The organism is Streptomyces sp. NPDC048370 (genome assembly GCF_043200825.1).
Taxonomy (GTDB): domain Bacteria; phylum Actinomycetota; class Actinomycetes; order Streptomycetales; family Streptomycetaceae; genus Streptomyces.
In genome coordinates this window covers 699,494-724,929 of record NZ_JBICYI010000001.1, presented here as the reverse complement: position 1 = coordinate 724,929, position 25,436 = coordinate 699,494, and the positions used below count along the sequence as shown (strand labels likewise).

The 25,436-nt window shown below is 72.2% G+C and carries 23 protein-coding genes; 17 read left to right on the top strand and 6 right to left on the bottom strand.

Features of this window, described 5'->3' with window-relative positions:
* The first annotated feature begins 35 nt into the window (after positions 1–35).
* Entirely contained in the window at positions 36–1,673 is a 1,638-nt protein-coding gene (locus tag ACGFYP_RS03095) for an ABC-F family ATP-binding cassette domain-containing protein (RefSeq protein WP_393485724.1), read from the top strand.
* A gap of 115 nt (positions 1,674–1,788) precedes the next feature.
* A complete protein-coding gene (locus ACGFYP_RS03090) occupies positions 1,789–2,196 on the top strand; it encodes a hypothetical protein (protein ID WP_393485722.1) in 408 nt (135 codons plus the stop codon).
* A gap of 188 nt (positions 2,197–2,384) precedes the next feature.
* Here the strand turns inward: ACGFYP_RS03090 and ACGFYP_RS03085 are convergent, their stop codons facing one another.
* Positions 2,385–4,805 carry a Tex family protein gene (locus ACGFYP_RS03085; protein WP_393485720.1) on the bottom strand — a complete coding sequence of 807 codons (2,421 nt, stop codon included), beginning with the start codon at positions 4,803–4,805 and terminating at the stop codon, positions 2,385–2,387.
* 108 nt (positions 4,806–4,913) lie between these two features.
* Complete coding sequence (locus ACGFYP_RS03080; RefSeq protein WP_393485718.1) at positions 4,914–5,777, bottom strand: hypothetical protein; 864 nt, start codon at positions 5,775–5,777, stop codon at positions 4,914–4,916.
* A gap of 124 nt (positions 5,778–5,901) precedes the next feature.
* On the opposite strand from ACGFYP_RS03080, the gene ACGFYP_RS03075 reads away from it, so the two are divergent.
* On the top strand, positions 5,902–6,897 hold the full coding sequence (locus ACGFYP_RS03075) for a GlxA family transcriptional regulator (RefSeq protein ID WP_393485716.1): 996 nt from the start codon (positions 5,902–5,904) through the stop codon (positions 6,895–6,897).
* A 16-nt stretch (positions 6,898–6,913) separates the two neighbouring features.
* Positions 6,914–7,552: a DJ-1/PfpI family protein gene (locus ACGFYP_RS03070; RefSeq protein ID WP_393485714.1), complete on the top strand. Its 639-nt coding sequence runs from the start codon at positions 6,914–6,916 to the stop codon at positions 7,550–7,552.
* A gap of 27 nt (positions 7,553–7,579) precedes the next feature.
* Here the strand turns inward: ACGFYP_RS03070 and ACGFYP_RS03065 are convergent, their stop codons facing one another.
* On the bottom strand, positions 7,580–8,332 hold the full coding sequence (locus ACGFYP_RS03065; RefSeq protein WP_393485712.1) for an enoyl-CoA hydratase/isomerase family protein: 753 nt from the start codon (positions 8,330–8,332) through the stop codon (positions 7,580–7,582).
* Between the two features lie 256 nt (positions 8,333–8,588).
* Here ACGFYP_RS03065 and ACGFYP_RS03060 point away from each other — a divergent pair, with 256 nt between their 5' ends.
* Positions 8,589–9,125, top strand: a complete 537-nt coding sequence (locus ACGFYP_RS03060; RefSeq protein WP_361965875.1) for an ATP-binding protein — start codon at positions 8,589–8,591, stop codon at positions 9,123–9,125.
* On the opposite strand, the gene idi is transcribed toward ACGFYP_RS03060, so the two are convergent.
* The 3 genes from idi to ACGFYP_RS03045 form a co-directional block, all read right to left on the bottom strand.
* Entirely contained in the window at positions 9,091–9,699 is a 609-nt protein-coding gene (idi, locus tag ACGFYP_RS03055; RefSeq protein ID WP_361965877.1) for an isopentenyl-diphosphate Delta-isomerase, read from the bottom strand. The two genes, ACGFYP_RS03060 and idi, sit on opposite strands and share 35 nt — an antisense overlap.
* A gap of 142 nt (positions 9,700–9,841) precedes the next feature.
* Positions 9,842–11,095, bottom strand: a complete 1,254-nt coding sequence (locus tag ACGFYP_RS03050; protein WP_393485709.1) for a GNAT family N-acetyltransferase — start codon at positions 11,093–11,095, stop codon at positions 9,842–9,844.
* 225 nt (positions 11,096–11,320) lie between these two features.
* Entirely contained in the window at positions 11,321–12,262 is a 942-nt protein-coding gene (locus tag ACGFYP_RS03045; protein ID WP_393485707.1) for a cation diffusion facilitator family transporter, read from the bottom strand.
* Between the two features lie 427 nt (positions 12,263–12,689).
* On the opposite strand from ACGFYP_RS03045, the gene ACGFYP_RS03040 reads away from it, so the two are divergent.
* The 12 genes from ACGFYP_RS03040 to ACGFYP_RS02985 all read left to right on the top strand — a co-directional run bounded on the left by ACGFYP_RS03040 (position 12,690) and on the right by ACGFYP_RS02985 (position 25,295).
* Entirely contained in the window at positions 12,690–14,516 is a 1,827-nt protein-coding gene (locus ACGFYP_RS03040) for a DUF5941 domain-containing protein (RefSeq protein WP_393486022.1), read from the top strand.
* Positions 14,513–15,250: a phosphocholine cytidylyltransferase family protein gene (locus tag ACGFYP_RS03035; protein WP_361965886.1), complete on the top strand. Its 738-nt coding sequence runs from the start codon at positions 14,513–14,515 to the stop codon at positions 15,248–15,250. The genes ACGFYP_RS03040 and ACGFYP_RS03035 overlap by 4 nt, the downstream gene beginning before the upstream one ends.
* Positions 15,238–16,299 (top strand): iron-containing alcohol dehydrogenase family protein, encoded by a 1,062-nt coding sequence (locus tag ACGFYP_RS03030; protein WP_393485704.1) that lies wholly within the window; start codon positions 15,238–15,240, stop codon positions 16,297–16,299. Before ACGFYP_RS03035 ends, ACGFYP_RS03030 begins: the two co-directional genes overlap by 13 nt.
* Positions 16,277–17,056, top strand: a complete 780-nt coding sequence (locus ACGFYP_RS03025) for a CDP-alcohol phosphatidyltransferase family protein (RefSeq protein WP_361965890.1) — start codon at positions 16,277–16,279, stop codon at positions 17,054–17,056. Before ACGFYP_RS03030 ends, ACGFYP_RS03025 begins: the two co-directional genes overlap by 23 nt.
* Positions 17,057–17,133: 77 nt before the next feature.
* The gene (locus tag ACGFYP_RS03020; RefSeq protein ID WP_361965989.1) at positions 17,134–18,012 is read left to right on the top strand and encodes a glycosyltransferase; all 879 of its coding nucleotides are present in this window, start codon (positions 17,134–17,136) and stop codon (positions 18,010–18,012) included.
* Between the two features lie 48 nt (positions 18,013–18,060).
* Entirely contained in the window at positions 18,061–18,990 is a 930-nt protein-coding gene (locus tag ACGFYP_RS03015) for an ABC transporter permease (protein ID WP_361965892.1), read from the top strand.
* Complete coding sequence (locus tag ACGFYP_RS03010; RefSeq protein ID WP_361965894.1) at positions 18,983–19,768, top strand: ABC transporter ATP-binding protein; 786 nt, start codon at positions 18,983–18,985, stop codon at positions 19,766–19,768. Before ACGFYP_RS03015 ends, ACGFYP_RS03010 begins: the two co-directional genes overlap by 8 nt.
* A gap of 117 nt (positions 19,769–19,885) precedes the next feature.
* The gene (locus tag ACGFYP_RS03005) at positions 19,886–20,557 is read left to right on the top strand and encodes a TetR/AcrR family transcriptional regulator (protein WP_393485701.1); all 672 of its coding nucleotides are present in this window, start codon (positions 19,886–19,888) and stop codon (positions 20,555–20,557) included.
* Between the two features lie 299 nt (positions 20,558–20,856).
* Positions 20,857–21,768 carry a squalene synthase HpnC gene (gene hpnC, locus ACGFYP_RS03000; protein ID WP_393485698.1) on the top strand — a complete coding sequence of 304 codons (912 nt, stop codon included), beginning with the start codon at positions 20,857–20,859 and terminating at the stop codon, positions 21,766–21,768.
* Positions 21,765–22,715, top strand: a complete 951-nt coding sequence (hpnD, locus tag ACGFYP_RS02995) for a presqualene diphosphate synthase HpnD (protein WP_393485696.1) — start codon at positions 21,765–21,767, stop codon at positions 22,713–22,715. The genes hpnC and hpnD overlap by 4 nt, the downstream gene beginning before the upstream one ends.
* Before the next feature lie 82 nt (positions 22,716–22,797).
* Complete coding sequence (hpnE, locus tag ACGFYP_RS02990) at positions 22,798–24,198, top strand: hydroxysqualene dehydroxylase HpnE (RefSeq protein ID WP_393485694.1); 1,401 nt, start codon at positions 22,798–22,800, stop codon at positions 24,196–24,198.
* Complete coding sequence (locus ACGFYP_RS02985) at positions 24,195–25,295, top strand: polyprenyl synthetase family protein (protein ID WP_393485691.1); 1,101 nt, start codon at positions 24,195–24,197, stop codon at positions 25,293–25,295. The genes hpnE and ACGFYP_RS02985 overlap by 4 nt, the downstream gene beginning before the upstream one ends.
* Positions 25,296–25,436 lie beyond the last annotated feature (141 nt).

The window sequence follows — 25,436 nt, the reverse complement described above, 5'->3', positions numbered from 1 at the left end:
GTGCGTCGAGCCGGTGGCATACGATTCATCCCCTGATGACTGCCACTCTCGTCGCCAAGGATCTCGCCGCCGGCCACGGCGAACGCTCCCTCTTCGCCGGCCTCGACCTCGTCGTCGCCCCCGGCGACGTCATCGGCCTCGTCGGCGTCAACGGCGCCGGCAAGTCGACGCTGCTGCGGCTGCTCGCCGGCCTCGAAAGCCCCGAGGAGGGCGAGCTGAAGCTCTCGCCGCCCACCGCCACCGTCGGCCACCTCCCGCAGGAGCCGGAGCGGCGAGAAGGGGAGACGGTCCGCGCGTTCCTGGCCCGCCGTACGGGCGTGGCGGCGGCGCAGACCGCCATGGACGAGGCCACCCAGGGCCTGGTCGACGGGGCGCCCGGCGCCGACGACGCGTACGCCGTGAGCCTGGAGCGCTGGCTCGACCTCGGCGGCGCCGACCTCGACGAGCGGGCCGAGGAGGTCGCCGACTCCCTCGGCCTGACCGTCGGCCTCGACCAGCCGATGACCTCGCTCTCCGGCGGCCAGGCCGCCCGCGCGGGGCTCGCCTCCCTCCTCCTCTCCCGCTACGACGTCTTCCTCCTCGACGAGCCCACCAACGACCTCGACCTCGACGGTCTGGAGCGGCTCGAAGCCTTCGTCCAGGGGCTGCGCGCCGGCACGGTCGTCATCAGCCACGACCGCGAGTTCCTCACCCGTACGGTCACCAAGGTCCTCGAACTCGACCTCGCCCAGCAGCAGATCACGCTCTACGGCGGCGGCTACGAGGCGTACCTGGACGAGCGGGACACCGCCCGCAGGCACGCACGCGAGGAGTTCGAGGAGTTCGCCGACAAGAAGGCAGCCCTCGAAGGCCGCGCCCTGATGCAGCGCAACTGGATGGACAAGGGCGTCCGCAACGCCCGCCGCAAGGCGACCGACAACGACAAGATCAGCCGCAAGCTGCGCGGCGAGGCGAGCGAGAAGCAGGCCGCGAAGGCCCGCCAGACGCAGCGGATGATCGAGCGGCTCGACGTCGTGGAGGAGCCCCGCAAGGAGTGGGAGCTGCGGATGGAGATCGCCTCCGCCCCGCGCTCAGGATCGGTCGTGGCGACCCTGCGCGAGGCCGAGGTCCGGCGCGGCGACTTCCGCTTCGGGCCCGCCACCCTCCAGATCGACTGGGCCGACCGGGTCGCGATCACCGGCGCGAACGGGGCCGGCAAGTCGACGCTTCTCGCCGCGCTCCTCGGCCGCCTCCCGCTCGACGCGGGCGACGCCGTGCTCGGCTCGGGTGTCGTCGTCGGCGAGGTCGACCAGGCCCGCAAGCTCTTCCACGGCTCGGAGTCGCTGCTCGACGCCTTCTGCGCCGCCGTCCCCGAGACGGAGCCGGCGGAGGTGCGGACGCTGCTCGCGAAGTTCGGGCTCAAGGCCGCGCACGTGCTGCGCCCCGCCACCACGCTCTCCCCGGGCGAGCGGACCCGCGCCGCGCTCGCCCTGCTCCAGGGCCGGGGCGTCAACCTGCTCGTCCTCGACGAGCCGACGAACCACCTGGACCTGCCGGCCATCGAGCAGCTGGAGTCCGCGCTCGACTCCTACACCGGCACGCTCCTGCTGGTCACCCACGACCGGCGCATGCTGGACGCGGTCCGCACCACCCGTCGCATCGAGGTCGCGGCGGGCAAGGTGACCGAGCTCTGATGGCTGTCCCGTTCGGCGAGAACCCGCGGCGGAGCTGCGCCGCTGCCCAGCGGGGCGTGAACTGTACGAGTACGGCCGTCCCCGTCCTGAGGGACGGCGCATTCCAGGAGACACCATGACCGACCTGCTGACCCGGCTCACCGAGATGCTGGACGACCTCGACGCCGACGTCGACGAGACCATCGACCTCGCCGACGAGATCGCCGCCTCGGGCGACGCGGCGCTCCTGCCCCGGCTCCAGGCCGAACTGGACCGGGCCCTCGTCGAGCGCAACGCCTACGCCCGCGAGCTCCTCGGCGGTGTCCTCGCCGCGATCGGCGGCCCGGACGCCCTGCCGGCGCTCCTGCGGGCCTCCTCCGTGGACCTCGGCGACGACCAGGACTCCCTGGCGGCGGAGATCGTCGACCTGGTCCAGGCCGACCCGGAGCGCTCCCGCGCCCTCCTCCAGCCCCTGACGGACGACGACGACCTGACGGTCGCCAACCGCGCGGAATGGGCCCTGCGCTTCCTGCCGAACGCGTAGCGAACGCCGGCTCGCCCGGCGTGCACCGGTCCGACCTGGGCTGCCGACGTCCGCCGCCCATGGCCGGCAGTCGCCGACGGCGATCGCCACCCACAGGACGACCCGCATCTCTGCTTACTCAGTGGCACGGGTGGTGCGGGTGGGAAACGAAGAAACGGGCCCGGCCGCAAGGCCGGGCCCGCACCACGTCAGCGGCCGCGCCGCTTGCCGCCGCTGCCCTCGTTCAGCAGCCCCGCCTTGCGCAGGGCGTCCGCCATCGCGCTGTTGGCGGGCGCCGGAGCCGAGGCCGAACGCCCACCCTGCCCCTGGCCCTGTCCCTGTCGCTGTCCCTGGGCCTGCCCCTGGCCCTGCTCGCGCCGCTGCTGCGGCGGACGGCCTCCGCGACCGCCCCGGTCGCGACGCTCCCGCTGAGGAGCGGCCTCCGCGTCCGCCGTCGCCTCGTCGTCGAGCCGCAGCGTCAGCGAGATCCGCTTGCGCGGGATGTCCACGTCCAGGACCTTCACCCGGACCACGTCACCCGGCTTCACGACATCCCGCGGGTCCTTGACGAAGGTCTTCGACATCGCCGACACGTGGACGAGCCCGTCCTGGTGCACGCCGATGTCCACGAACGCCCCGAACGCCGCCACGTTCGTGACCACGCCCTCCAGGACCATCCCCGACACCAGGTCGCCGAGCTTCTCGACGCCCTCCTTGAAGGTCGCCGTCTTGAACGCCGGCCGCGGGTCCCGTCCCGGCTTCTCCAGCTCGCGTAGGATGTCGGTGACCGTCGGCAGACCGAAGGTCTCGTCCACGAACGCGTCCGCCCGCAGCGACCGCAGCACCCCGGTGTTGCCGATCAGCGAGGCGACCTCGCCGCCCGTCGTCTTCACCATCCGCCGCACCACCGGGTACGCCTCCGGGTGCACCGAGGACGCGTCCAGCGGGTCCTCACCGCCCCGGATGCGCAGGAAGCCCGCGCACTGCTCGTACGCCTTCGGTCCGAGCCGCGCCACGTCCTTCAGCGTCTTCCTCGACCGGAAGGGCCCGTTGGCATCGCGGTGCGCCACGATGTTCTCCGCGAGGCCGGCGCCGATGCCCGACACCCGAGAAAGCAGCGGCGCGGACGCGGTGTTGACGTCGACACCGACACCGTTCACACAGTCCTCGACCACCGCGTCCAGCGAACGCGAGAGCTTCACCTCGGACAGGTCGTGCTGGTACTGGCCGACACCGATCGACTTCGGGTCGATCTTCACCAGCTCGGCCAGCGGGTCCTGCAGCCGCCGCGCGATCGAGACCGCACCCCGCAACGAGACGTCCAGGCCCGGCAGTTCCTGCGAGGCGAAGGCCGACGCGGAGTACACCGAGGCGCCCGCCTCCGAGACCATCACCTTGGTGAGCGTCAACTCCGGGTGCTTGGCGATCAGTTCACCGGCCAGCTTGTCCGTCTCGCGGGAGGCTGTGCCGTTGCCGATGGCGACCAGCTCGACCGCGTGCTCCTTCGCGAGCCGCGCCAGCTTCGCCAGCGACTCGTCCCACTTGTTCGCCGGGACGTGCGGGTAGATCGTGTCGGTGGCCACCACCTTGCCGGTGCCGTCGACCACGGCCACCTTGACACCCGTACGGAAACCGGGGTCCAGGCCCAGCGTCGCCCGCGTCCCCGCCGGGGCGGCGAGCAGCAGGTCGCGCAGGTTCGCCGCGAAGACCCGGACCGCCTCGTCCTCGGCGGCCGTCCGCAGCCGCAGCCGCAGGTCGATCCCGAGGTGGACCAGGATCCGGGTCCGCCAGGCCCAACGGACCGTGTCCTGAAGCCACTTGTCGCCCGGCCGGCCCCGCTCGGCCACACCGAAGCGCGAGGCGACCATGGACTCGTACGCGGACGGGCCGGGCACGTTGGACGGCTCCTCCGGCTCGAGCTCCAGGGAGAGGACGTCCTCCTTCTCGCCGCGCAGCATCGCGAGGATCCGGTGCGAGGGGAGCGCGGTGAAGGGCTCCGCGAAGTCGAAGTAGTCGGCGAACTTCGCGCCGGCCTCCTCCTTCCCGTCCCGCACCTTCGCCGCCAGCCGGCCCCGGCTCCACATCCGCTCCCGCAGCTCACCGATCAGGTCGGCGTCCTCGGAGAACTTCTCGGTGAGGATGGCGCGGGCGCCCTCCAGGGCCGCTGCCGGGTCGGCGACGCCCTTGTCGGCGTCCACGAAGGCCGCGGCGGCCGCCGCCGGCTCCACCGACGGGTCGGCGAGCAGCGCCTCCGCCAGCGGTTCGAGACCGGCCTCGCGGGCGATCTGCGCCTTGGTGCGGCGCTTGGGCTTGAAGGGCAGATAGATGTCCTCAAGACGGGCCTTGGTGTCGGCGGCCCTGAGCTGGGCCTCCACCTCGGCCGTCAGCTTGCCCTGCTCCCGTACGGAGTCGAGGATGGCGGTCCGCCGGTCCTCCAGCTCCCGCAGATAGCGCAGCCGCTCCTCGAGCGTGCGCAGCTGCGCGTCGTCGAGCATCTCCGTCGCTTCCTTGCGGTAGCGCGCGATGAACGGCACGGTCGAGCCGCCGTCGAGCAGCTCGACGGCCGCCCTCACCTGTCGCTCACGTACGCCGAGTTCCTCGGCGATCCTGCCTTCGATGGACGTCGTCACGGTGTCCCGACTCGCCTTCTCGTGCCTCAAGCTTGCGAGTGCATTGTGCCGTCTTCCCCTCCGGAACCCCGCACGCGCCCCGGCCCCGCCGTGTCCGGCCGGTCTCGGTCAGCTCTTGTCGCCGAGGTCCGCAGGGAAGGCCCCGGCCAGGAACGCGGCGTTGCGGAAGGCCTTGCCCAGCTCCGTGAGGCGCTCGACCCCCGCCGCGCCCAGGTGCTCGTACGGGGCGGTGTCCAGGCGGTCCGTCTGCTCCTCCAGGGTCTCGCGCAGCGCCTTGCCCTCGGCGGTCAGCTCGCCCTCCGCGTCGATCACCCCGCGGTCCCGCAGCCGCTCGGCGGCGGCGTCCCAGTCGGCGCGCCCCCAGCCGCGGGTGCCCAGGGCCCAGCGCGGGTTCATGCCCAGGCCCGTGGCCGTGTGGCTGACCATCGCCTCCAGCGGGTCGAGGCCCACGGTCAGCAGGGCCGCCAGGTGGCCGTCGCCCCGGTGCTCGCGCAGCAGCGTCGCGGCGTGCCAGTACCGCAGGTGCGGGGCCTCGGGGACCGGCAGGTCGGCGTGGGCCGAGTAGAGCGGCCGGGCGTGCCGGGTGCAGGCCTCGGTGGCGCGCAGGGCGAGCTCGGCGGCCTCCGCCATCTCGGCCGATGCGATCGCCTCCTCGCCGAGGAGCCGGCGCAGCGTGGTGTCCACGGCCCGCAGCCGTGCGGCTCCGACCTCGGCGGGGGAGGCGATGTCCCAGACGGCGGGCAGGTGCCGGGCCAGCAGCTCGACGTTGTAGTTGTAGAACGCGGCGGCGACGGTTCCGGCGCCGACGGCGCCCATGGCGGCGCTGCGCGAGGCGAGCCGCATGGCCGAAGGGTCCTCGAAGCCGAGCGCCTGGAACTCGGTGTCCAGGTCCGGCGAGAAGTACACCGTGGAGTGCATCGGGTTCAGCATGTGGTGGCAGCGGCGGCCGGCGCGGGGCGGAAGAGAGGTCATGGCCAGAACGTTACCGACTGGTCGGTACGACCGGAACCCCGGGGGACGCCTCCCCGTTCCCATGGCAGGAAAGGTGGGGTGCTCGTCATTGCGGCCGCCCGGCGGCCACCGAAGGATGGGACCCATGACGAAACGACCCGTGCTCTTCGTCCTCTTCGACGGAGTGCAGAGCCTGGACGTCACCGGACCGCTGGAGGTGTTCGCCGGTGCCGACCGCTTCGGTGGCGGAGGCGGCGGTACGTACCCGATCAGTACCGCCTCGCTGGACGGCGGCCCGGTGCGCTCCCACAGCGGACTGCGGCTGCTCCCCGACACCACGCTCGCCGACGCCGACCGCCCGCACACCCTGGTCGTCCCCGGCGGCGAGGGCACCCGCCGCCCCGACCCGCGCCTGATCGACTGGCTGCGCGAGCACGCCCCGCGCGCCGACCGGCTCGTCTCCGTCTGCACCGGCGCCCTGCTGCTCGCCGAGGCGGGCCTTCTCGACGGCCACCGGGTCACCACCCACTGGATCGCCTGCGACCACCTCGCCCGCTGCTATCCGACCGTCGACGTCGACCCCGACCCGATCTTCGTGAGGGACGGCAGCCTCTCCACCTCCGCCGGGGTCACCGCGGGCATCGACCTCGCGCTCGCGCTCGTCGAGGAGGACATGGGACGGGACGCCGCGCTCACCGTCGCCCGCCACCTGGTCGTGTTCCTGCGCCGCCCCGGCAACCAGGCGCAGTTCAGCGCCCAGCTCTCCGCCCAGACGGCCCGCCGGGCACCGCTGCGCGACCTCCAGCAGTGGATCACCGAGCATCCCGAGGGCGACCTCTCCGTCGAGGCTCTCGCCGCCCGCGCCCGCCTGTCGCCGCGGCACTTCGCCCGGGCGTTCCAGGCCGACACCGGTACGACCCCGGGCCGGTACGTGGACCGGGTCCGGCTCGAACACGCGCGCAGGCTCCTGGAGGAGACCACCGACGGGGTGGAGGAGGTCGCCCGCGCCTCCGGCTACGGCACGCCCGAGGGCATGCGCAGGGCCTTCGTCAAAGCCATGGGCACCGCCCCGGCGGAGTACCGCCGCCGCTTCCACGCACCCGTACGACCCGCGCCTCGCGCTCCACGGTCCACCCACTGACCCCGGAAGGGATCCCATGCAGATCGCCGTGCTGCTCTACGACCGTTTCACCACCCTCGACGCCGTCGGCCCCTACGAGCTGCTCGCCCGGCTCCCCGGAGCCGAGACCGTCTTCGTCGCCAAGGAGGCGGGTCCGGTCCGCAACGACCAGGGCAGCCTCGCCCTGGTGGCCGACAAGGCCCTCGCCGAGGTCCCGAACCCCGACATCGTCCTCGTCCCCGGCGGCCCCGGCTCCCGGGAGATGACCGACCCGGAGATCCTCGCCTGGCTCCGTACCGCCGACGAGACCAGCACCTGGACCACCTCCGTCTGCACCGGTTCGCTGATCCTCGGCGCCGCGGGGCTGCTCACCGGCCGCCGGGCCACGACGCACTGGCTCGCGTACGAGGAGCTGCGGGCGCTCGGCGTCGAACCGACCGGTGAGCGCGTCGTCTTCGACGGCAAGTACGTCACCGCCGCCGGGGTCTCCTCCGGCATCGACATGGCGCTGCACCTGCTCGGCCGGATCGCCGGCGACGAGACCGCCCAGACCATCCAGCTGCTGACCGAGTACGACCCGCAGCCGCCGTACGACGCGGGTTCGCCGGAGAAGGCCCCGGCCGCGATCGTCGCCCACTGGCGTGGCACGGACCCGAAGGACCTCGTCGACGGCTGACCTCGCCGAGGCCGCGCGCGCGAGGTGTCAGATGCCGTACGTGAAGCGGGGCGCGCGGCGCTCCAGGAAGGCGGCGACGCCCTCGGCGGTGTCGCCGCTGCCGCGCGCCTGCTCCGCCCAGTGCGCGTCCCGGTCCGTGCGGCCGTCCGCGAACTCCTTCGCCGCCGCCTGGGTGAGCAGCGAGCGCGCGACGAGCACCCGCGTGAACTCGCTCACCCGCTTGTCGAGTTCGCCCTCGGGCAGGACCTCGTCGACGAGCCCGGTGCGCAGCGCCCGCTCGGAGTCGATCAACTCGCCGGAGAACAGCAGGTACTTGGTCGCGGAAGGCCCCACGAGGGCGGCCAGCCGCCGTGTCGAGGCGGACGGGAAGACGATTCCGAGCTTCGCCGGGGTGACCCCGAACCGCGTGCCCTCCTCGGCGAACCTCAGATCACAGGCCGTGGCGAGCTGGCTGCCGCCGCCCACGCAGTAGCCCCGGACGGCGGCGAGCGTCGGCTTGGGGAAGGTGGCGAGCGCTTCCTCGGCCACCACGGCGAGCGACTGCTGCTCGTCGCCCGGCTCCCGCAGCGTCGAGATGTCCGCTCCGGCGCAGAAGGTGCCGCCCTCGCCGGTGAGCACCAGCGCGCGGACCGCGGGGTCGGCGGCGAGCGGCGCGAGCAGTCCCGGCAGGGACCGCCACATCGCGGCCGTCATCGCGTTGCGCTTGGCCGGGTTCGAGATGACGACGGTGGCGACCGCGTCGGCGACGACGACCTTCAGCTGCGGCTCGGTGGACTCCATGGGCCGGATGCTATCCGGGAGACCCGATCGTACGATCGGTAAGGGTCTGCCGGTCCGTCGGGTCACCCCGCCCGCCGCAGCCCTCCGAAGGGGTCAACAGAGGATCAGGAGCGGTCGAACAACTGACGTTGGCATACTCACCCGATCAAAATGCAGTCGATAAGTGTCGACTTCTGGTCAGTAGCCCGGTCCGGACCTGCGGATTACCAAGACTCGACTCGTGGCGACAATCGAGCACGAGGGTGGGAGCCGGACTATGGAGAGCCGCGGGAGCGTCCCCGCACGGCCACCGTCCTACGAAGGGGTCTGGCGCTTCACCGCTCCCGCGGTCGACGTCTCCGTTCCGCAGGCCCGGCATGCCGTACGTGACCTGCTGGTCCGTCAGGGAGTACCCGTCCACGACGACACGGTCCAGGGCCTGCTCCTGATCGTCTCGGAGCTGGTCACCAACGCCGTCAAGCACGCGGCGCTGCTCTCCCCCGAAGTGGCGGTGGAGGTGGCGATCGGCGCGGAGTGGATCCGGGTGTCCGTCGAGGACAACCATCCGTACCGACCCAAGGCGCTGGAGGCGGACTACGGGCAGACGGGCGGCCGCGGACTGCTCCTGGTCCGCGAGATCGCGCTGGAGTCCGGCGGGGCCTGCGACGTGGAGCACACCGCGACCGGCGGGAAGATCATCTGGGCCGCGCTGCCCCTGACCCCGGGGCTCGTGGCACCGGGGGAGGCGCCGACGGCGCTCCCCCCGGCCGTGCCCGGGATCACCAACCCCCGGCGGGACCCGTCAGCTCCTTGATCGCCGGACGCGCCGCGTCAAGGACGGTCATGAACCAGGCGGAGAACGGCGCGCTCGCGTGCCGCTCCATCAGCTCCTCCGCCGTCACGTAGGCGGTCTCCTCGACCTCCTCCGGGTCCGGCCGCAGTTCGGCCTGCGCCATGCCGACGAAGAGGTGGTTGTACTCCTGCTCCACCAGGCCCGACGCCGGGTCCGGGTGGTTGTAGCGGACCGTTCCCGCCTCGGCGAGCAGCGAGGGCGAGATGCCCAGCTCCTCGTACGTGCGCCGGGCGGCGGCCGCGAACGGCGCCTCGCCCGGGTAGGGGTGGCCGCAGCAGGTGTTGGACCAGACGCCGGGGGAGTGGTACTTGCCGAGCGCGCGCCGCTGGAGCAGCAGCCGGCCGGACTCGTCGAAGAGGAAGACGGAGAACGCCCGGTGCAGCTGCCCGGGGGCCTGGTGCGCGGCGAGCTTCTCCGCCGTACCGATGGTGATGCCGTTCTCGTCGACCAGTTCGAGCATGATCGACGCCTGGGCTGCGGTCGGCTGGACACCGTTCGACGAGGTGTGAGCCACGCTGGCTGATGTGGTCGGCATAACCGTCCTTCGCTTCGGTCTCGGCCCGGAGGGGCTCCCTCAGTCTGCCGCACAAAAGCCGCTTGTCCGTACTTCGGGAGGCCGGACATGGCCCGCTCCCACCGCACCGGAGTACACCGGTGCGGCGGGAGCGGGCGGGGCGTCAGACGCCGAATGCCGCCGGATAGTGGATCGTGCCCGACGGGACCGGGTCGGAGCCGTCCAGGGCGAGCGCCCTCATGGCCTCGTCCGGAACGTCGAAGGACGGCCGAATTCCATATTCAGACGCCCGTACGAACCCGAACCGGGGGTAGTACTCCGGATGGCCGAGGACCAGCACGAGCCGCTCCCCGCGCAGCCGCGCCGCGTCGAGAACGGCCCGGGTGACGGCCTCCCCCGCGCCCTGCCGCTGGTACTCCGGTGCGACGGCGACGGGCGCGAGCGCCGTCGCCGGAACACCGTCGACATGGCAGCGGGTGATCAGCGCGTGCGCCGCGACCGAGCCGTCCGGGGCCTCGGCCACGTACGAGAGGCCGGGCAGCCACGCCCCGGGGTCCGCACGGAGGGCGTCGACCAGATCGGCCTCTCCCCTCGTCTCGAAGGCCGCCGCGTTGACCTCCCATACGGAACGGATGTCGGCGGCGGTCTCCGGTCGCGTCCGCCACCGGGGGTCGGCGGGCCGCAGGGCGTATCCGGTGTAGCCGTACTCGCCGCCGTGGTCGCGGCGCATGGCGAGCTCCGCGCGGGTCGCGGCGAGGGCCTCGGCCATCCCGGGAGCGTCCGGGTCGGCCGCGTCGGCCCGCTCGGCGAGCGGACCGTAGTACGCGTCCCAGTCGCTCTCGGGCTGCGGGACGACACCGAGGACGTGGTAGCCGCCCTCGATCGCCGCCGCGGTGTTCGCGGACCTGGTGCGCAGCGGGTAGTGCTCGTCCCAGAAGGCACGGGCCTCCTGGCTCGGCCCGTCCACCGTCCACTCGCACTCGGTGAGCACCAGGGTGCCGCCGGGCGCCAGAAGCCGGCGCCAGGAGCGCAGTGCGGTGTCGAAGCCGATGGCGTAGGCCGAGCTCTCGGCCCAGACGAGGTCGAAGGACCCGTCGGGGAACGGCAGTTCGCCCATGTCGGCGTCGAGCGTACGGATCCGGTCGCCGAGCCCGCGGGCGTCGGCGGCCTCGCGGAGTTCGTCGAGGAACGGCTGGTGCAGATCGACGGCCGTCACCTCCGCCCCGGCCTCGGCGGCCAGGAGCAGCGCGGAGCGACCGGGACCGCAGCCGAGGTCGAGCACACGGGGCCGCTCGGGGAGCGGTCCCGCGAGCGCGAGCAGGCGGCGGGTGGTGGTGTCGGAGCCCGGACCCTGGCGCGGAAGGCCGTGGTGCAGGGCGAAGAAGGCGTCGTAACGTGCGTTGTTGTTGTCGGACAACGTGGGAACCCTTGTGTGAGAGGGCCCCGGCCGACGGGTGATCGGGTCGGAAGAACCGGGATCAGGTCAGCCGAGGACCCGGAAGCTGAAGCTGGACCGGGCGCTGCCGCACTGGGCAGCCTCCGTCGCGACGGTCATCAACCCCAGCTCCTCTCGTACCCACGAACCTCACGCACGCCGATCGAACGTGTGTCGATCAAGCCCAACAGCGCTCACGGACAGGGCTCATAGACAGAGCTTGGCCTCGTGCTCGGCGTGGCCCACGGGCTCCAGTTGGAAGGTGCAGTGCTCCACGTCGAAGTGGGAGCCCAGGCACCCCTGCAGGTCGTGCAGCATCTTCTCGTGGCCGACGGAGTCGAGCGCCGCCTGGTCCACCACCACGTGGGCCGAGAGCACCGGCATGCCGGACGTGATCGTCCAGGCATGCAGGTCGTGGACGTCCTCGACGCCCGGCAGCGCCAGTATGTGGGCCCGGACCTCCGCCATGTCGACGCCCTTCGGTGCCGACTCCAGGAGGACGTCCAGCGTCTCGCGCAGCAGCTTGACCGTGCGCGGCACGATCATCAGGCCGATCAGGATCGAGGCGATCGGGTCGGCGTACTGCCAGCCGGTGGCCAGGATGATGCCGGCCGAGACCAGGACCGTCACCGAGCCGAGCGCGTCCGCGAGCACCTCCAGATAGGCGCCGCGCACGTTCAGGCTCTCCTTCTGGCCGCGGACCAGGAGGGAGAGCGAGACCATGTTGGCGACCAGGCCGATCAGCGCGAACATGATCGCCAGTCCGCCCTTGGTCTCGGCGGGCTCGATGAACCGCTGGATCGCCTCGTACAGCACGTAGGTGCCGACGCCGAGCAGCAGCAGACAGTTGGCGAGCGCGGCGAGGATCTCCGCCCGGGCGAAGCCGTAGGTGCGGTTCTCCGTGGGCGGGCGGTTGGCGAAGTGGATCGCGAGCAGCGCCATGGCGAGTCCGACCGCGTCGGTCGCCATGTGGGCCGCGTCGGCGATCAGGGCGAGGGAGTCGGAGACGATGCCGCCGATGATCTCGACGACCATCACGGAGAGCGTGATCGCGAGCGCGATGCGCAACCGGCCCCGGTACGCGGCTGCCGCGGTCCCCGTGGGCGGGGGTCCGCCGTGGCTGTGCCCGTGGTCGTGTCCAGCCCCCATGACGTGGCCTCTCCCTCGTGTCGCGTGCCCGGTGTTCGACTCTCTTCGAGCCCCTTCGAATCGCCAGTGAACTACGGGTGGGGGGTATGTGCAACACGGCACTGAACACCGTTGTCATATCATCTGACCTGCGGTGATGCGCGTTCGGCGGTACGACGTGCGAGGGTGGGTCCGGAAGGCCGCCCGGCACGGTTTGTGGGGCGGCGGGTCGATCGCCCATGATGATCTCCGTAGGGCATGGCGCACTCGGACGGATTCGAGTGGGCCCGGGGGAGTCCGCACCGCAAAGGCTCGGTGAACTCGGGCCCTTGTTCATCCGATAGCCTCAGCCGACGTGCCGCCGCCCGATGCCGGGCCGAGCCGCCGTGCCCGGGGCCGCGCCATGAGCCCCGAGGGCCCGCCCGTCAGCTCCAAGGAGTGAGTTCGTCTGTCGACCGCCATCCTCACCGGTCCGCCGGTACCCGGATCATCGCTCGACGGCGATCTGCGGTCGCTCGGCTTCGACGTACGGGTCGCCTCGGGCCCGCAGGACACGGGAGCGCTGCTCGCCGCCGTACCGGCCGGTGAGCGGGTCGCCGTCGTCGACCCGCGCTTCGTCGGACACCTCCACGCCCTGCGCCTGGCCCTGACCGACCCCCGCTTCCCGGCAGCCGCGGCGCCCGGCGCGATCACCGCGCAGCCCGAGGCCCGCCCCGCGCTCGCCCGCGCGCTGACCGACGCGTACGCCTCGGTGCCCGGCGCCCCCTCCGCGCCCGAACCGGCCGCCGACGGGGAGAGCCTGCCCGACGCCCTCGCCGACGCCCTCGACGCCGACGGTGTCGGCGTGCACCGGCCCGCGCTCGGCACGCTCGTCGCCGCCGTGCCGACCGACGCGGAGGCCCGCCACGCGGCCCGCGCCGCCGTCGCCGCCGTCGACGACGAGGCCGTACGGCTGCGCTCCGCCGTCAAGGCCCACGACGGCTTCTTCACCACCTTCTGCGTCAGCCCGTACTCGCGCTACATCGCCCGCTGGTGCGCACGGCGCGGCCTCACCCCCAACCAGGTCACCACGGCCTCGCTGCTCACCGCCCTGATCGCGGCCGGCTGCGCCGCCACCGGCGAGCGCGGCGGATACATCGCCGCCGGGGTGCTCCTCCTCGTCTCCTTCGTCCTGGACTGCACCGACGGGCAGCTCGCCCGCTACTCCCTGCAGTACTCGACGATGGGCGCCTGGCTCGACGCCACCTTCGACCGCGCCAAGGAGTACGCCTTCTACGCGGGCCTCGCCCTCGGCGCCGCGCGCAACGGGGACGACGTGTGGGCGCTCGCGCTCGGCGCGATGGTCCTGATGACCTGCCGCCACGTCGTGGACTTCTCGTTCAACGAGGCCAACCACGACGCCACGGCCAACACCAGCCCCACCGCCGCCCTCTCCAGCCGGCTCGACAGCGTCGGCTGGACCGTCTGGGTCCGCCGGATGATCATCCTGCCGATCGGCGAGCGCTGGGCGATGATCGCGGTCCTCACGGCCGTCACCACCCCCCGGATCACCTTCTGGGCGCTGATCGTCGGCTGCGCCTTCGGCGCCTGCTACACCACCGCCGGCCGCGTGCTCCGCTCGCTGACCCGCAAGGCGAAGCGGACCGACCGGGCCGCCCAGGCGCTCGCCGAGCTGGCCGACAACGGACCCCTCGCCCAGCTCGTGGCGGGGCCGGCCGGGAGGGTCCGCAGCACCTGGATCTCCCCGGCGCTCGCAGCCTTCGGAGCGGTGCTGCTGCTGATGGCGGCGGGCCGCCAGGAAGAATTCGGCAGCCCCTGGGTCGTCCTGGCCGCAGTGGCGTACGCCATGTGCGCGGGCCTCGCCCTCGCGCAGCCCCTCAAGGGGCCTCTCGACTGGCTCGTACCGCCGCTCTTCCGCGCCGCCGAATACGGCACGATCCTCATCCTCGCCGCCCGCTCCGAGGTGAACGGCGCCCTGCCCGCGGCTTACGGGCTCGTGGCGGCCGTCGCCTACCATCACTACGACACGGTGTACCGCATCCGCGGCGGCACCGGCGCCCCGCCGACCTGGCTGGTGCGCGCCATCGGCGGCCATGAGGGCCGCGTGTTGCTGGTGACGGTCCTCGCCGCCCTCCTGGCGAGCCGGGGCAACGACTTCACCCTGGCGCTGACCGCCCTCGCGGTCGCCCTCGCGCTCGTGGTGCTCGTGGAGTCCATCCGCTTCTGGGTGTCCTCCGGAGCACCCGCCGTACATGACGAAGGAGAAACAGCATGATTGGCCTCGTACTGGCAGCCGGTGCCGGAAGGCGTCTGCGCCCCTACACCGACACGCTCCCGAAGGCCCTCGTGCCTGTCGACGGTGACACCACCGTCCTGGACCTCACGCTGAAGAACTTCGCCGAGGTCGGCCTCACCGAAGTCGCGATCGTCGTCGGCTACCGCAAGGAGGCCGTGTACGCGCGCAAGGAGGCCCTGGAGGCCCAGTACGGCCTGTCGATCACGCTGATCGACAACGACAAGGCCGAGGAGTGGAACAACGCCTACTCCCTGTGGTGCGCCCGTGAGGTCCTCAAGCGCGGTGTGATCCTCGCCAACGGCGACACCGTCCACCCGGTCTCCGTCGAGAAGACCCTGCTCGCCGCGCGCGGCGACGGTCAGAAGATCATCCTCGCCCTCGACACGGTGAAGTCCCTCGCCGACGAGGAGATGAAGGTCATCACCGCCGAGGGCAAGGGCGTCCAGAAGATCACCAAGCTGATGGACCCGGCCACCGCCACCGGCGAGTACATCGGCGTCACGCTCATCGAGCCCGAGGCCGCGGAGGCGCTCGCCGACGCCCTCAAGGCGACCTTCGAGCGCGACCCCGACCTCTACTACGAGGACGGCTACCAGAAGCTCGTCGACGACGGCTTCACCATCGACGTGGCCCCCATCGGCGACATCAAGTGGGTCGAGATCGACAACCACGACGACCTGGCGAAGGGCCGTGACATCGCGTGCCAGTACTGACCCGGCTCATCCCCTCGCCGGTCGTCGTCGACATCCGCCGGGGAGCGCTGGAGGACCTCTCGGCGCTCCTGGCCGACCAGCGGATCTCCAGCAACGGCCGGATCGCCGTCGCGATCAGCGGTGGCTCGGGGCTGAAGCTGCGTGACCAGTTCGCGCCCGAGCTGCCCGGAGCCGACTGGTACCCGGTCGAGGGCGGCACGATCGACGCGGCGGTCAAGCTCGCCGACGCCATGCGCGGCAAGCGGTACGACGCGGTGGTCGCCCTCGGCGGCGGCAAGATCATCGATGTGACCAAGTACGCGGCGGCCCGGGTCGGCCTGCCGCTGGTCGCCATCGCCACGAACCTGTCGCACGACGGCATCTGCTCGCCGATCTCCACCCTGGACAACGACAACGGGCGCGGCTCCTACGGTGTGCCGACCCCGATCGCGCTGGTCGTCGACCTCGACGTGATCCGGGACGCCCCGGTGCGCTACGTCCGCTCCGGGATCGGCGACGCGGTCTCCAACCTGTCCGCCATCGCGGACTGGGAGCTCTCGCACCGGGAGACCGGCGAGCCGGTCGACGGCCTCGCCGCGGCGATGGCCCGCAGCGCGGGCGAGGCGGTCCTGCGCCACCCCGGCGGCGTCGGTGACGACGACTTCCTCGTCACCCTCTCCGAGGGCCTGGTGATGTCCGGGATCGCCATGTCGATCAGCGGCGACAGCCGGCCCTCCTCGGGCGCCTGCCACGAGATCAGCCACGCCTTCGACCTGCTCTTCCCCGAGCGCGCCGCCAGCCACGGCGAGCAGTGCGGGCTCGGCGCGGCCTTCGCGATGCACCTGCGCGGTGCCGCCGAGGGCTCGCTCCAGATCGTCGAGACCCTGCGCCGCCACGGCCTGCCCGTGACCCCCCAGGAGATGGGCTTCAGCGTGGACGAGTTCGTCCGGGCCGTGTCCTTCGCCCCGCAGACGCGTCCGGGCCGTTTCACGATCCTCGAACATCTCGACCTCTCCGACGACCAGATCAGGGACGCGTACGCGGACTATGCAAAAGCCATCGGTAGCTGAGCTCCGCCCGGTCGTGCACCCGGCGGGTGTGAAGGACCGGCGCAGCGGCGAACACTGGGGCGGCCGCCTGTACATGCGCGAGATCTCGCTGCGCATCACCAGGCACCTGGTCACCACCAGGATCACGCCGAACCAGCTGACGTACGTGATGACGCTCTGCGGCGTCCTCGCGGCCCCCGCCCTGCTCGTGCCGGGCATCTGGGGCGCCGTCCTCGGCGTCGTCGCGGTCCAGCTCTACCTGCTGCTCGACTGCGTCGACGGCGAGGTCGCCCGCTGGAAGAAGCAGTTCTCGCTCTCCGGCGTCTACCTCGACCGCGTCGGCGCGTACCTGTGCGACGCGGCCGTCCTGGTCGGCTTCGGCCTGCGCGCCGCCGACCTGTGGGGCAGCGGCCGGATCGACTGGCTGTGGGCCTTCCTCGGCACCCTCGCCGCGCTCGGCGCCATCCTGATCAAGGCGGAGACCGACCTCGTCGGCGTCGCCCGCCACCAGGGCGGGCTGCCGCCGGTCAAGGAGGCGGCGAGCGAGCCCCGCTCCTCCGGGATGGCCCTCGCCCGCCGGGCGGCAGGCGCGCTGAAGTTCCACCGCCTGGTCCTCGGGATCGAGGCGTCCCTGCTGATCCTGGTCCTCGCGATCATCGACGCGGTCAGGGACGACCTGTTCTTCACCCGGCTCGGTGTCGCGGTCCTCGCGGGCATCGCGCTCCTCCAGACGCTGCTCCACCTGGTCTCGATCCTGGCGTCGAGCCGACTGAAGTGAGGCCGGCTGACATGGCCAGGAGCGGGCGGACGACCGACATGACGACGAGCAGGGGGAGGACGAGCGTGAGTACGCCGATGAAGCTGGGCGCGGTCATCATCACCATGGGCAACCGCCCCGACGACCTGCGCGCGTTGCTCGAGTCGGTGGCCAAGCAGGACGGCGACCCGGTCGAGGTCGTCGTCGTGGGCAACGGCGCCCCCGTCACGGGGGTGCCCGAGGGCGTCCACACCATCGACCTGCCCGAGAACCTGGGCATCCCCGGCGGCCGTAACGTCGGCATCGAGGCCTTCGGCCCCGAGGGCCCCTGCGGCCCCGTCGACGCCCTGCTCTTCCTGGACGACGACGGTCTCCTCGAACGCGCCGACACCGCGGAGCTGGTCCGCGAGGCGTTCGCCGCCGACGACCGGCTCGGCATCATCAGCTTCCGGATCGCGGACCCGGAGACCGGTCTCACCCAGCGCCGGCACGTGCCGAGGCTGCGCGCGGCCGACCCGATGCGGTCCTCGCGCGTCACCACGTTCCTCGGCGGCGCGAACGCCGTGCGCACCCAGGTCCTCGCCGAAGTCGGCGGCCTGCCCGACGAGTTCTTCTACGCGCACGAGGAAACGGATCTTGCCTGGCGGGCCCTCGACGCCAACTGGATGATCGACTACCGTTCCGACATGGTGCTGCTCCACCCCACCACGCCACCGTCCCGGCACGCGACGTACCACTACAACGTGGCCCGCAACCGGGTATGGCTGGCCCGGCGAAACCTCCCCGCACTCCTGGTTCCCGTCTATCTCGGTGTCTGGCTGCTCCTGACCCTCGCGCGGCGTCCCTCGGGCCCCGCCCTCAAGGCGTGGCTCGGCGGTTTCCGGGAAGGCTGGGCCACCCCCTGCGGACCTCGCCGGCCCATGAAATGGCGTACGGTGTGGCGGCTGACCCGACTGGGACGCCCGCCCGTCGTCTGACACGTGGTGCCTGACCTGCCGCGCATCTGAATACGAAAGTTCCGACCTGTGAGTGAGACAACCCACGACGGTGCGGTCGCGACGAGCGCCCCGCCATCCGTCGACGACCGCCTGACCCCGGCCGAGCTGGCCACCAAGTACGGTCTCTCGGTCAGCGGTGCCCGGCCCGGGTTCTTCGAGTACATCCGCCAGCTCTGGGGGCGGCGCCACTTCATCCTCGCCTTCTCCTCGGCGAAGCTGACGGCGCAGTACAGCCAGGCGAAGCTCGGCCAGCTCTGGCAGGTGGCCACGCCCCTGCTGAACGCACTGGTCTACTTCCTGATCTTCGGACTGATCCTCGAAGCCGGCCGGGGCATGACCACCGAGGTCTACATCCCCTTCCTGGTGACCGGGATCTTCGTCTTCACCTTCACCCAGAGCTCGGTCATGGCGGGTGTGCGGGCGATCTCCGGCAACCTCGGGCTCGTCCGGGCGCTGCACTTCCCGCGCGCCACGCTGCCCATCTCGTTCGCGCTCCAGCAGCTCCAGCAGCTGCTGTACTCCATGATCGTGCTGGCCGCCATCGTGATCGCCTTCGGCAGCTACCCCTCGCTGAGCTGGCTGCTGCTGATCCCCGCGCTCTTCCTGCAGTTCGTGTTCAACGTCGGACTGGCCATGATCATGGCGAGGATGGGCTCCAAGACGCCCGACCTCGCCCAGCTGATGCCGTTCATCATGCGCACCTGGATGTACGCGTCCGGCGTCATGTTCTCCATCCCGGTCATGCTGGAGGACAAGCCGGCCTGGATCGCCGATGTGCTCATGTACAACCCGGCCGCCGTCTACATGGACCTGATCCGCTTCTCGCTGATCGACGGTTACGGCGCCGAGAACCTGCCCACGCACGTCTGGGCGACCGCCCTCGGCTGGGCCCTCGCGGCCGGCATCGGCGGCTTCGTCTACTTCTGGAAGGCCGAGGAGAGGTACGGCCGTGGCTGAGACCACCCAGGGACGCGTTCCCACCGTCATCGCCGACGAAGTCCACATCGTCTACCGGGTCAACACCGGTGGCGGCGGCAAGGGCAGCGCCACCGCGGCCCTCAGCCGGATCCTCGGCAAGGGCAAGGCCGAGGTCACCCGCGGCGTCCGCAAGGTGCACGCCGTACGCGGGGTCACCTTCACCGCCTACCGGGGCGAGGCCATCGGCCTCATCGGCAGCAACGGCTCCGGCAAGTCCACCCTGCTGCGCGCCATCGCCGGCCTGCTCCCCACCGAGAGCGGCAAGGTCTACACCGACGGCCAGCCCTCGCTGCTCGGCGTCAACGCGGCGCTCATGAACGACCTCACCGGCGAGCGCAACGTCATCCTCGGCGGCCTCGCCATGGGCATGAGCAAGGAAGAGATCCGCGAGCGCTACGAAGGCATCGTCGACTTCTCGGGCATCAACGAGAAGGGCGACTTCATCAGCCTCCCCATGCGCACGTACTCCTCCGGCATGGGCGCCCGGCTCCGCTTCGCCATCGCGGCCGCCAAGAACCACGACGTCCTCATGATCGACGAGGCCCTGGCCACCGGTGACCGCAGGTTCCAGATCCGCTCCGAGGAGCGCATCCGCGAGCTCCGCAAGGAGGCCGGCACGGTCTTCCTGGTCAGCCACAGCAACAAGTCGATCAGGGACACCTGTGACCGCGTCCTGTGGCTGGAGAAGGGCGAGCTCCTGATGGACGGCCCCACGGAGGAAGTCCTGCGGGCGTACGAGCGCGAGACCGCGAGGTAGCTCCCGAGCCGTGTACGAAGGCCCCCGCCGAGCCGGCGGGGGCCTTCGCGTTCCGCGCCAGGACCGGCGCCCGCCACCTGGAATGTTCATGCGGTCAACATCGGGCAGGATGAGCCCATGGCAGCGATCTCCGGGGGAAAGACCTACCACCACGGCGATCTGCGCAACGCGCTGATCTGTGCCGCCGTCGACCTCGCCACCGAGGGCGGTCCCGAACGCGTCGTGCTGCGCGAGGCGGCCCGCCGGGTCGGTGTCTCGCCCACCGCCGCCTACCGGCACTTCGACGGCCGGGGCGAGCTGCTCAGAGCCGTCAAGACGCACGCCCAGCGGGCGCTCGCCGACTCCATGGAGCGCGCCGCCGAGCGGGTCCCCGGCGCGGACGACCCCACCGTCGCCGCCGAGCTGCGCCTCGCCGCCCTCGGCCGGGGCTACGTCGGCTTCGCCCTTGACCACCCCGGCCTCTACCGGGCGGCCTTCTGCACCCCGCGCGCGGCCTGCGGCGACGCCTGGATGCCGCCCGGCCGCCCCGCCGAACCCGAACCCGAGTTCCGTGCGTTCGCCCTGCTCACGGACGCCCTGAACGCCCTGGCCGGGGCCGGCCGCATCCCGCGGCGCGCCCGGCCGGCCGCCGAGGCCGCCACGTGGTCGGCCGTGCACGGACTGTCACTTCTGCTCCTCGACGGGCCCCTGGGCGGCCTCCCGGAGCAGCGTCGGGCCGACGTCGTCGAGTCCACCCTCGCCCTGGTGGTCTCCGGAGTCCGCGCCGACCGGGCGTCGGCGGGAAGCTGAACTTCCGCTCCCCTGTGGAGGGTTGACGAACCGGGTGAGGTTTTCGCGCGGCGCCCGGCACCCCGACGAGGCACTCGGCGTTGTACAACGTAAGCTGTACCGGTGCTGATTCGTGGCAAGTGGGGCGATAACCCCTAGGCATCCCCGGGCGTCAGGCGGTGTGCCCTCCGGGGCGGACCGGTGGCGTGTCCGAAATAGGATGGATTGGATCGGCAGTGTAGAACAGGAGATGTGACGGCCATGACGCGAAATCTCCAGCTCCACGAGGGTGTCGCCGTCCCCGCGTCGGGCAGCGGCCAGTGACGGGAACCCGGCAGGTGCGCCCCGACGCCTCCTCGCGCACCACCCTCGACAAGGCCGCGGACGAGAACTTCCCCGTGGCCCCCTTCTTCCTGCCGCGCGCCTGGCGCGACGACCTCATGGCCGTCTACGGCTACGCCCGGCTCGTCGACGACATCGGCGACGGCGACCTCGCCCCCGGCGGAGCCGACGCCCGCCACCTCGGCGTCGCCCCCGAACGGGCCGAGGACCGGCTCGCCCTGCTCGACGCATTCGAGGCCGACCTCCTGCGGGTCTTCGACGGAACCCCCCGCCACCCCCTGCTCTGCGCCCTCCAGCCGACCGTTCGGCGTTGCGGGCTCACCCCCGAGCCCTTCCTCGGCCTGATCGCCGCCAACCGCCAGGACCAGCTGGTGCGCCGCTACGAGACGTACGACGACCTCCTCGCGTACTGCGAACTCTCCGCCAACCCCGTCGGCAGGCTCGTCCTCGGGATCACCGGAACCACCACCCCCGAGCGCGTCCGCCGCTCCGACGCGGTCTGCACCGCCCTGCAGATCGTCGAGCACCTCCAGGACGTCGCGGAGGACCTCGGCCGGGACCGGATCTACCTGCCCGCCGAGGACATGAAGCGCTTCCACGTCACCGAGGACGACCTCGCCCGGCCGACCGGGAACGCCTCGGTGCGCGCCCTGATCGCCTTCGAGGCCGACCGCGCCCGCGCGCTGCTGGGCGACGGCACCCCGCTCGTGGCCAGTGTGCGCGGCCGGCTGCGTCTGCTCCTCGCCGGCTTCACGGCCGGCGGCCTCGCCGCGCTCGACGCGATCGCCGCCGCCGGGTTCGACGTCCTGCCGAAGCCGCCCAAGCCCACCAAACCGAGTCTGATGCGTGAAGCGGGAACGGTCCTGCTGCGAGCGCGGAGAGAGAGGTGAGCCGGACCGTGGAGGGACAGACGGAGACGTCCGCGCCGGTACAGGCCGCGTACAGCTACTGCGAGGCCGTCACCGGACAACAGGCACGCAACTTCGCCTACGGGATCCGGCTCCTGCCGACCGACAAGCGACAGGCCATGTCCGCGCTGTACGCGTTCTCGCGACGCGTCGACGACATCGGCGACGGCACCCTCGCCGTCGAGGCCAAGCGGGAGCGCCTTGAGGCCACCCGCGCGCTCCTGGACCGGGTCAGGCACGGCAAGGTCGACGAGGACGACACCGACCCCGTCGCCGTGGCCCTCGCCGACGCCTCCCGGCGCTTCCCGATCCCGCTCGGCGGCCTCGACGAGCTCATCGACGGCGTCCTCATGGACGTCCGCGGCGAGACGTACGAGACCTGGGACGACCTCAAGGTCTACTGCCGGTGCGTCGCCGGCGCCATCGGCAGGCTCTCGCTCGGCGTGTTCGGCACACAGCCGGGCGCGCAGGGAGTGGAGCGCGCCTCGGAGTACGCCGACACGCTCGGCCTCGCCCTGCAGCTCACCAACATCCTCCGGGACGTCCGCGAGGACACCGGCAACGGGCGCACCTACCTGCCCGCCGACGACCTCGCCAAGTTCGGCTGCGGCGACGGCTTCGGGAGCGAGACCCCGCCCGCAGGAGCCGACTTCACCGGCCTCGTCCACTTCGAAGTCCGCCGCGCCCGCGCCCTGTTCGCCGAGGGGTACCGGCTCCTGCCCATGCTCGACCGGCGCAGCGGTGCGTGTGTCGCCGCCATGGCCGGGATCTACCGCCGCCTCCTCGACCGGATCGAACGCGACCCGGAGGCGGTGCTGCGCGGCCGCGTCTCGCTCCCGGGTCGTGAGAAGGCGTACGTCGCCGTGCGCGGCCTCTCCGGCCTCGACACCCGCCACATCTCCCGACGGACCGTCAGGAGGCGTGCCTGATGCGACGGTCCGCCGCCCGGCACCGGGCAACCCCACGCCGCGCGACGGCGTCCCTGACTGCGGCGACCCGAGGGGAGACGGCATGAACGAGCGCGAGACGGGCCGGGACGGCGCCGCTTCGCACGCGGTCGTGGTCGGCGGCGGGCTCGCCGGCGTCACCGCCGCGCTCCAACTCGCCGACGCCGGGCTGCGCGTGACGCTCCTCGAAGGCCGGCCGAGGCTCGGCGGGCTCGCGTTCTCCTTCCGCCGCGGCGAACTCACCGTCGACAACGGCCAGCACGTCTACCTGCGCTGCTGCACCGCCTACCGGTGGTTCCTCGACCGGGTCGAGGGCGCCCACCTCGCGCCCCTCCAGAACCGGCTCGACGTGCCCGTCCTCGACGTCGCCCACCCCCGGGGCCCCCGCCTCGGACGGCTGCGCCGCACCAACCTGCCCGTACCGCTGCACCTCGCCAAGAGCCTGGCGACCTATCCGCACCTCTCCCTCGCCGAGCGGGCGAGCGTCGGCCGGGCCGCGCTCGCGCTCAAGCGCCTCGACCCCGCCGACCCGGCCCTCGACGGCATCGACTTCGCCACCTGGCTCGGCCGCCACGGCCAGTCCCCGCGCGCCATCGAGGCCCTGTGGGACCTGGTAGGCGTCGCCACCCTCAACGCCACCGCGCCCGACGCCTCCATGGGCCTGGCCGCGATGGTCTTCAAGACCGGGCTGCTCTCCGAGCCCGGCGCCGCCGACATCGGCTGGGCCCACGTCCCCCTCGGCGAACTCCACGACACCCTCGCCCGCAAGGCCCTCGACTCCCTCGGCGTCCGCACCGAACTGCGGACCAAGGCCGAGCGGATCTCCCGTACCGAGGACGGCCGCTGGGCCGTCGACGTACCGGGAGAGACCATCGAGGCGGACACCGTCGTCCTCGCCGTACCGCAGCGCGAGACCCGCGAACTGCTCCCCGACGGCGCCCTCGACGACCCCGACCGGCTCCTCGACATCGGCACCGCGCCCATCCTCAACGTGCACGTCGTCTACGACCGCAAGGTGCTCAAGCAGCCCTTCTTCACCGCGCTCGGCTCCCCGGTGCAGTGGGTCTTCGACCGCACCGACTCCTCAGGCCTCAAGGGTGGCGGCCAGTACCTGGCCGTCTCCCAGTCCGCCGCCCAGGACGAGATCGACGCGCCCGTCGCCGCCCTCCGGGAGCGGTACCTGCCGGAGCTGGAGCGCCTGCTGCCCGCCGCGCGCGGCGCCGGGATCCGCGACTTCTTCGTCACGCGGGAGCGGACAGCGACGTTCGCCCCCACTCCGGGCGTCGGCCGGCTCCGCCCCGTCGCCCGCACCCACGCCCCCGGCCTCTACCTGGCCGGCGCGTGGACCGCCACCGGCTGGCCCGCGACCATGGAGGGTGCCGTCCGCAGTGGTTTCAGCGCCGCGGGCGCCGCGCTCTCCGCCCTCGGCCGCCGCCATGAACATCCGCTGCAGGAGGCGGCATGAGTGTGACTACTGGAACAAGAGGAGAGACCGTGCCGACTGTGCCCCCGGTGAACCCGGCCGTCGACACCGCGGACGTCACCGCTCTGCTGGAGCGAGGGCGGGCCCTGTCCACCCCCGTCCTGCGGGCGGCCGTCGACCGGCTCGCCCCGCCCATGGACACCGTCGCCGCCTACCACTTCGGCTGGATCGACGCCCAGGGCAACCCCGCCGAGGGCGACAGCGGCAAGGCCGTACGGCCCGCTCTCGCGCTGCTCTCCGCCGAGGCCGCGGGCGTCGCCCCCGAGGTCGGCGTCCCCGGCGCCGTCGCCGTGGAGTTGGTCCACAACTTCTCGCTGCTGCACGACGACCTGATGGACGGCGACGAGCAGCGGCGCCACCGCGACACCGTCTGGAAGGTGCACGGCCCCGCGCAGGCGATCCTCGTCGGCGACGCGCTCTTCGCGCTCGCCAACGAGCTGCTGCTCGAACTCGGGACCGTCGAGGCCGGCCGTGCCACCCGCCGCCTGACCACCGCCACCCGCAAGCTCATCGACGGGCAGGCCCAGGACATCTCCTACGAGCACCGCGAGCGGGTCACCGTCGAGGAGTGCCTGGAGATGGAGGGCAACAAGACCGGCGCCCTGCTCGCCTGCGCCGTCTCCATCGGAGCCGTCCTCGGCGGCGCCGACGACCGCACGGCCGACAAGCTGGAGGAGTACGGCTACCACCTCGGCCTCGCCTTCCAGGCCATCGACGACCTGCTCGGCATCTGGGGCGACCCGGAGTCCACCGGCAAGCAGACCTGGAGCGACCTGCGCCAGCGCAAGAAGTCGCTGCCCGTCGTCGCCGCCCTCGCCGCCGGCGGCCCGGCCTCCGAGCGGCTCGGCGAGCTGCTCGCCGCCGACGCCAAGAGCATCGACTTCGACACCTTCTCCGAGGAGGAGTTCGCCACCCGCGCGGCCCTCATCGAGGAGGCGGGCGGGCGCGAGTGGACCTCGGAGGAGGCCCGCCGCCAGCACGCCATCGCCGTCCGTGCCCTGCACGAGGTGGACATGCCCGAGCGCGTCCGGGCCCAGCTCACCGCGCTCGCCGACTTCGTCGTCGTACGGAAGAGATGATCACCATCACCCTGATATGAGTGCGCGGTCGCGGGGGGGGGGGGGGGCGGCCCCCGCCCCCCCCGCCCCCGGCGGCCGCAAGAAAATTAATTGATAAGAGGGGTGAGGTCAACAGCTCGAGCGACGCCGCCACCGCGGCGC

Bases quoted from the DNA above. Each gene is read 5' to 3' on its own strand.
- ACGFYP_RS03065 (WP_393485712.1), bottom strand. From the start codon at position 8,332: ATGGAGTCCACCGAGCCGCAGCTGAAGGTCGTCGTCGCCGACGCGGTC.
- ACGFYP_RS03075 (WP_393485716.1), top strand. From the start codon at position 5,902: ATGACGAAACGACCCGTGCTCTTCGTCCTCTTCGACGGAGTGCAGAGC.
- ACGFYP_RS03070 (WP_393485714.1), top strand. From the start codon at position 6,914: ATGCAGATCGCCGTGCTGCTCTACGACCGTTTCACCACCCTCGACGCC.
- ACGFYP_RS03045 (WP_393485707.1), bottom strand. From the start codon at position 12,262: ATGGGGGCTGGACACGACCACGGGCACAGCCACGGCGGACCCCCGCCC.
- ACGFYP_RS03020 (WP_361965989.1), top strand. From the start codon at position 17,134: ATGAAGCTGGGCGCGGTCATCATCACCATGGGCAACCGCCCCGACGAC.
- ACGFYP_RS03090 (WP_393485722.1), top strand. From the start codon at position 1,789: ATGACCGACCTGCTGACCCGGCTCACCGAGATGCTGGACGACCTCGAC.
- ACGFYP_RS03095 (WP_393485724.1), top strand. From the start codon at position 36: ATGACTGCCACTCTCGTCGCCAAGGATCTCGCCGCCGGCCACGGCGAA.
- idi (WP_361965877.1), bottom strand. From the start codon at position 9,699: ATGCCGACCACATCAGCCAGCGTGGCTCACACCTCGTCGAACGGTGTC.
- ACGFYP_RS03005 (WP_393485701.1), top strand. From the start codon at position 19,886: ATGGCAGCGATCTCCGGGGGAAAGACCTACCACCACGGCGATCTGCGC.
- ACGFYP_RS03035 (WP_361965886.1), top strand. From the start codon at position 14,513: ATGATTGGCCTCGTACTGGCAGCCGGTGCCGGAAGGCGTCTGCGCCCC.
- ACGFYP_RS03080 (WP_393485718.1), bottom strand. From the start codon at position 5,777: ATGACCTCTCTTCCGCCCCGCGCCGGCCGCCGCTGCCACCACATGCTG.
- ACGFYP_RS02985 (WP_393485691.1), top strand. From the start codon at position 24,195: ATGAGTGTGACTACTGGAACAAGAGGAGAGACCGTGCCGACTGTGCCC.
- ACGFYP_RS03060 (WP_361965875.1), top strand. From the start codon at position 8,589: ATGGAGAGCCGCGGGAGCGTCCCCGCACGGCCACCGTCCTACGAAGGG.
- ACGFYP_RS03025 (WP_361965890.1), top strand. From the start codon at position 16,277: ATGCAAAAGCCATCGGTAGCTGAGCTCCGCCCGGTCGTGCACCCGGCG.
- hpnE (WP_393485694.1), top strand. From the start codon at position 22,798: ATGAACGAGCGCGAGACGGGCCGGGACGGCGCCGCTTCGCACGCGGTC.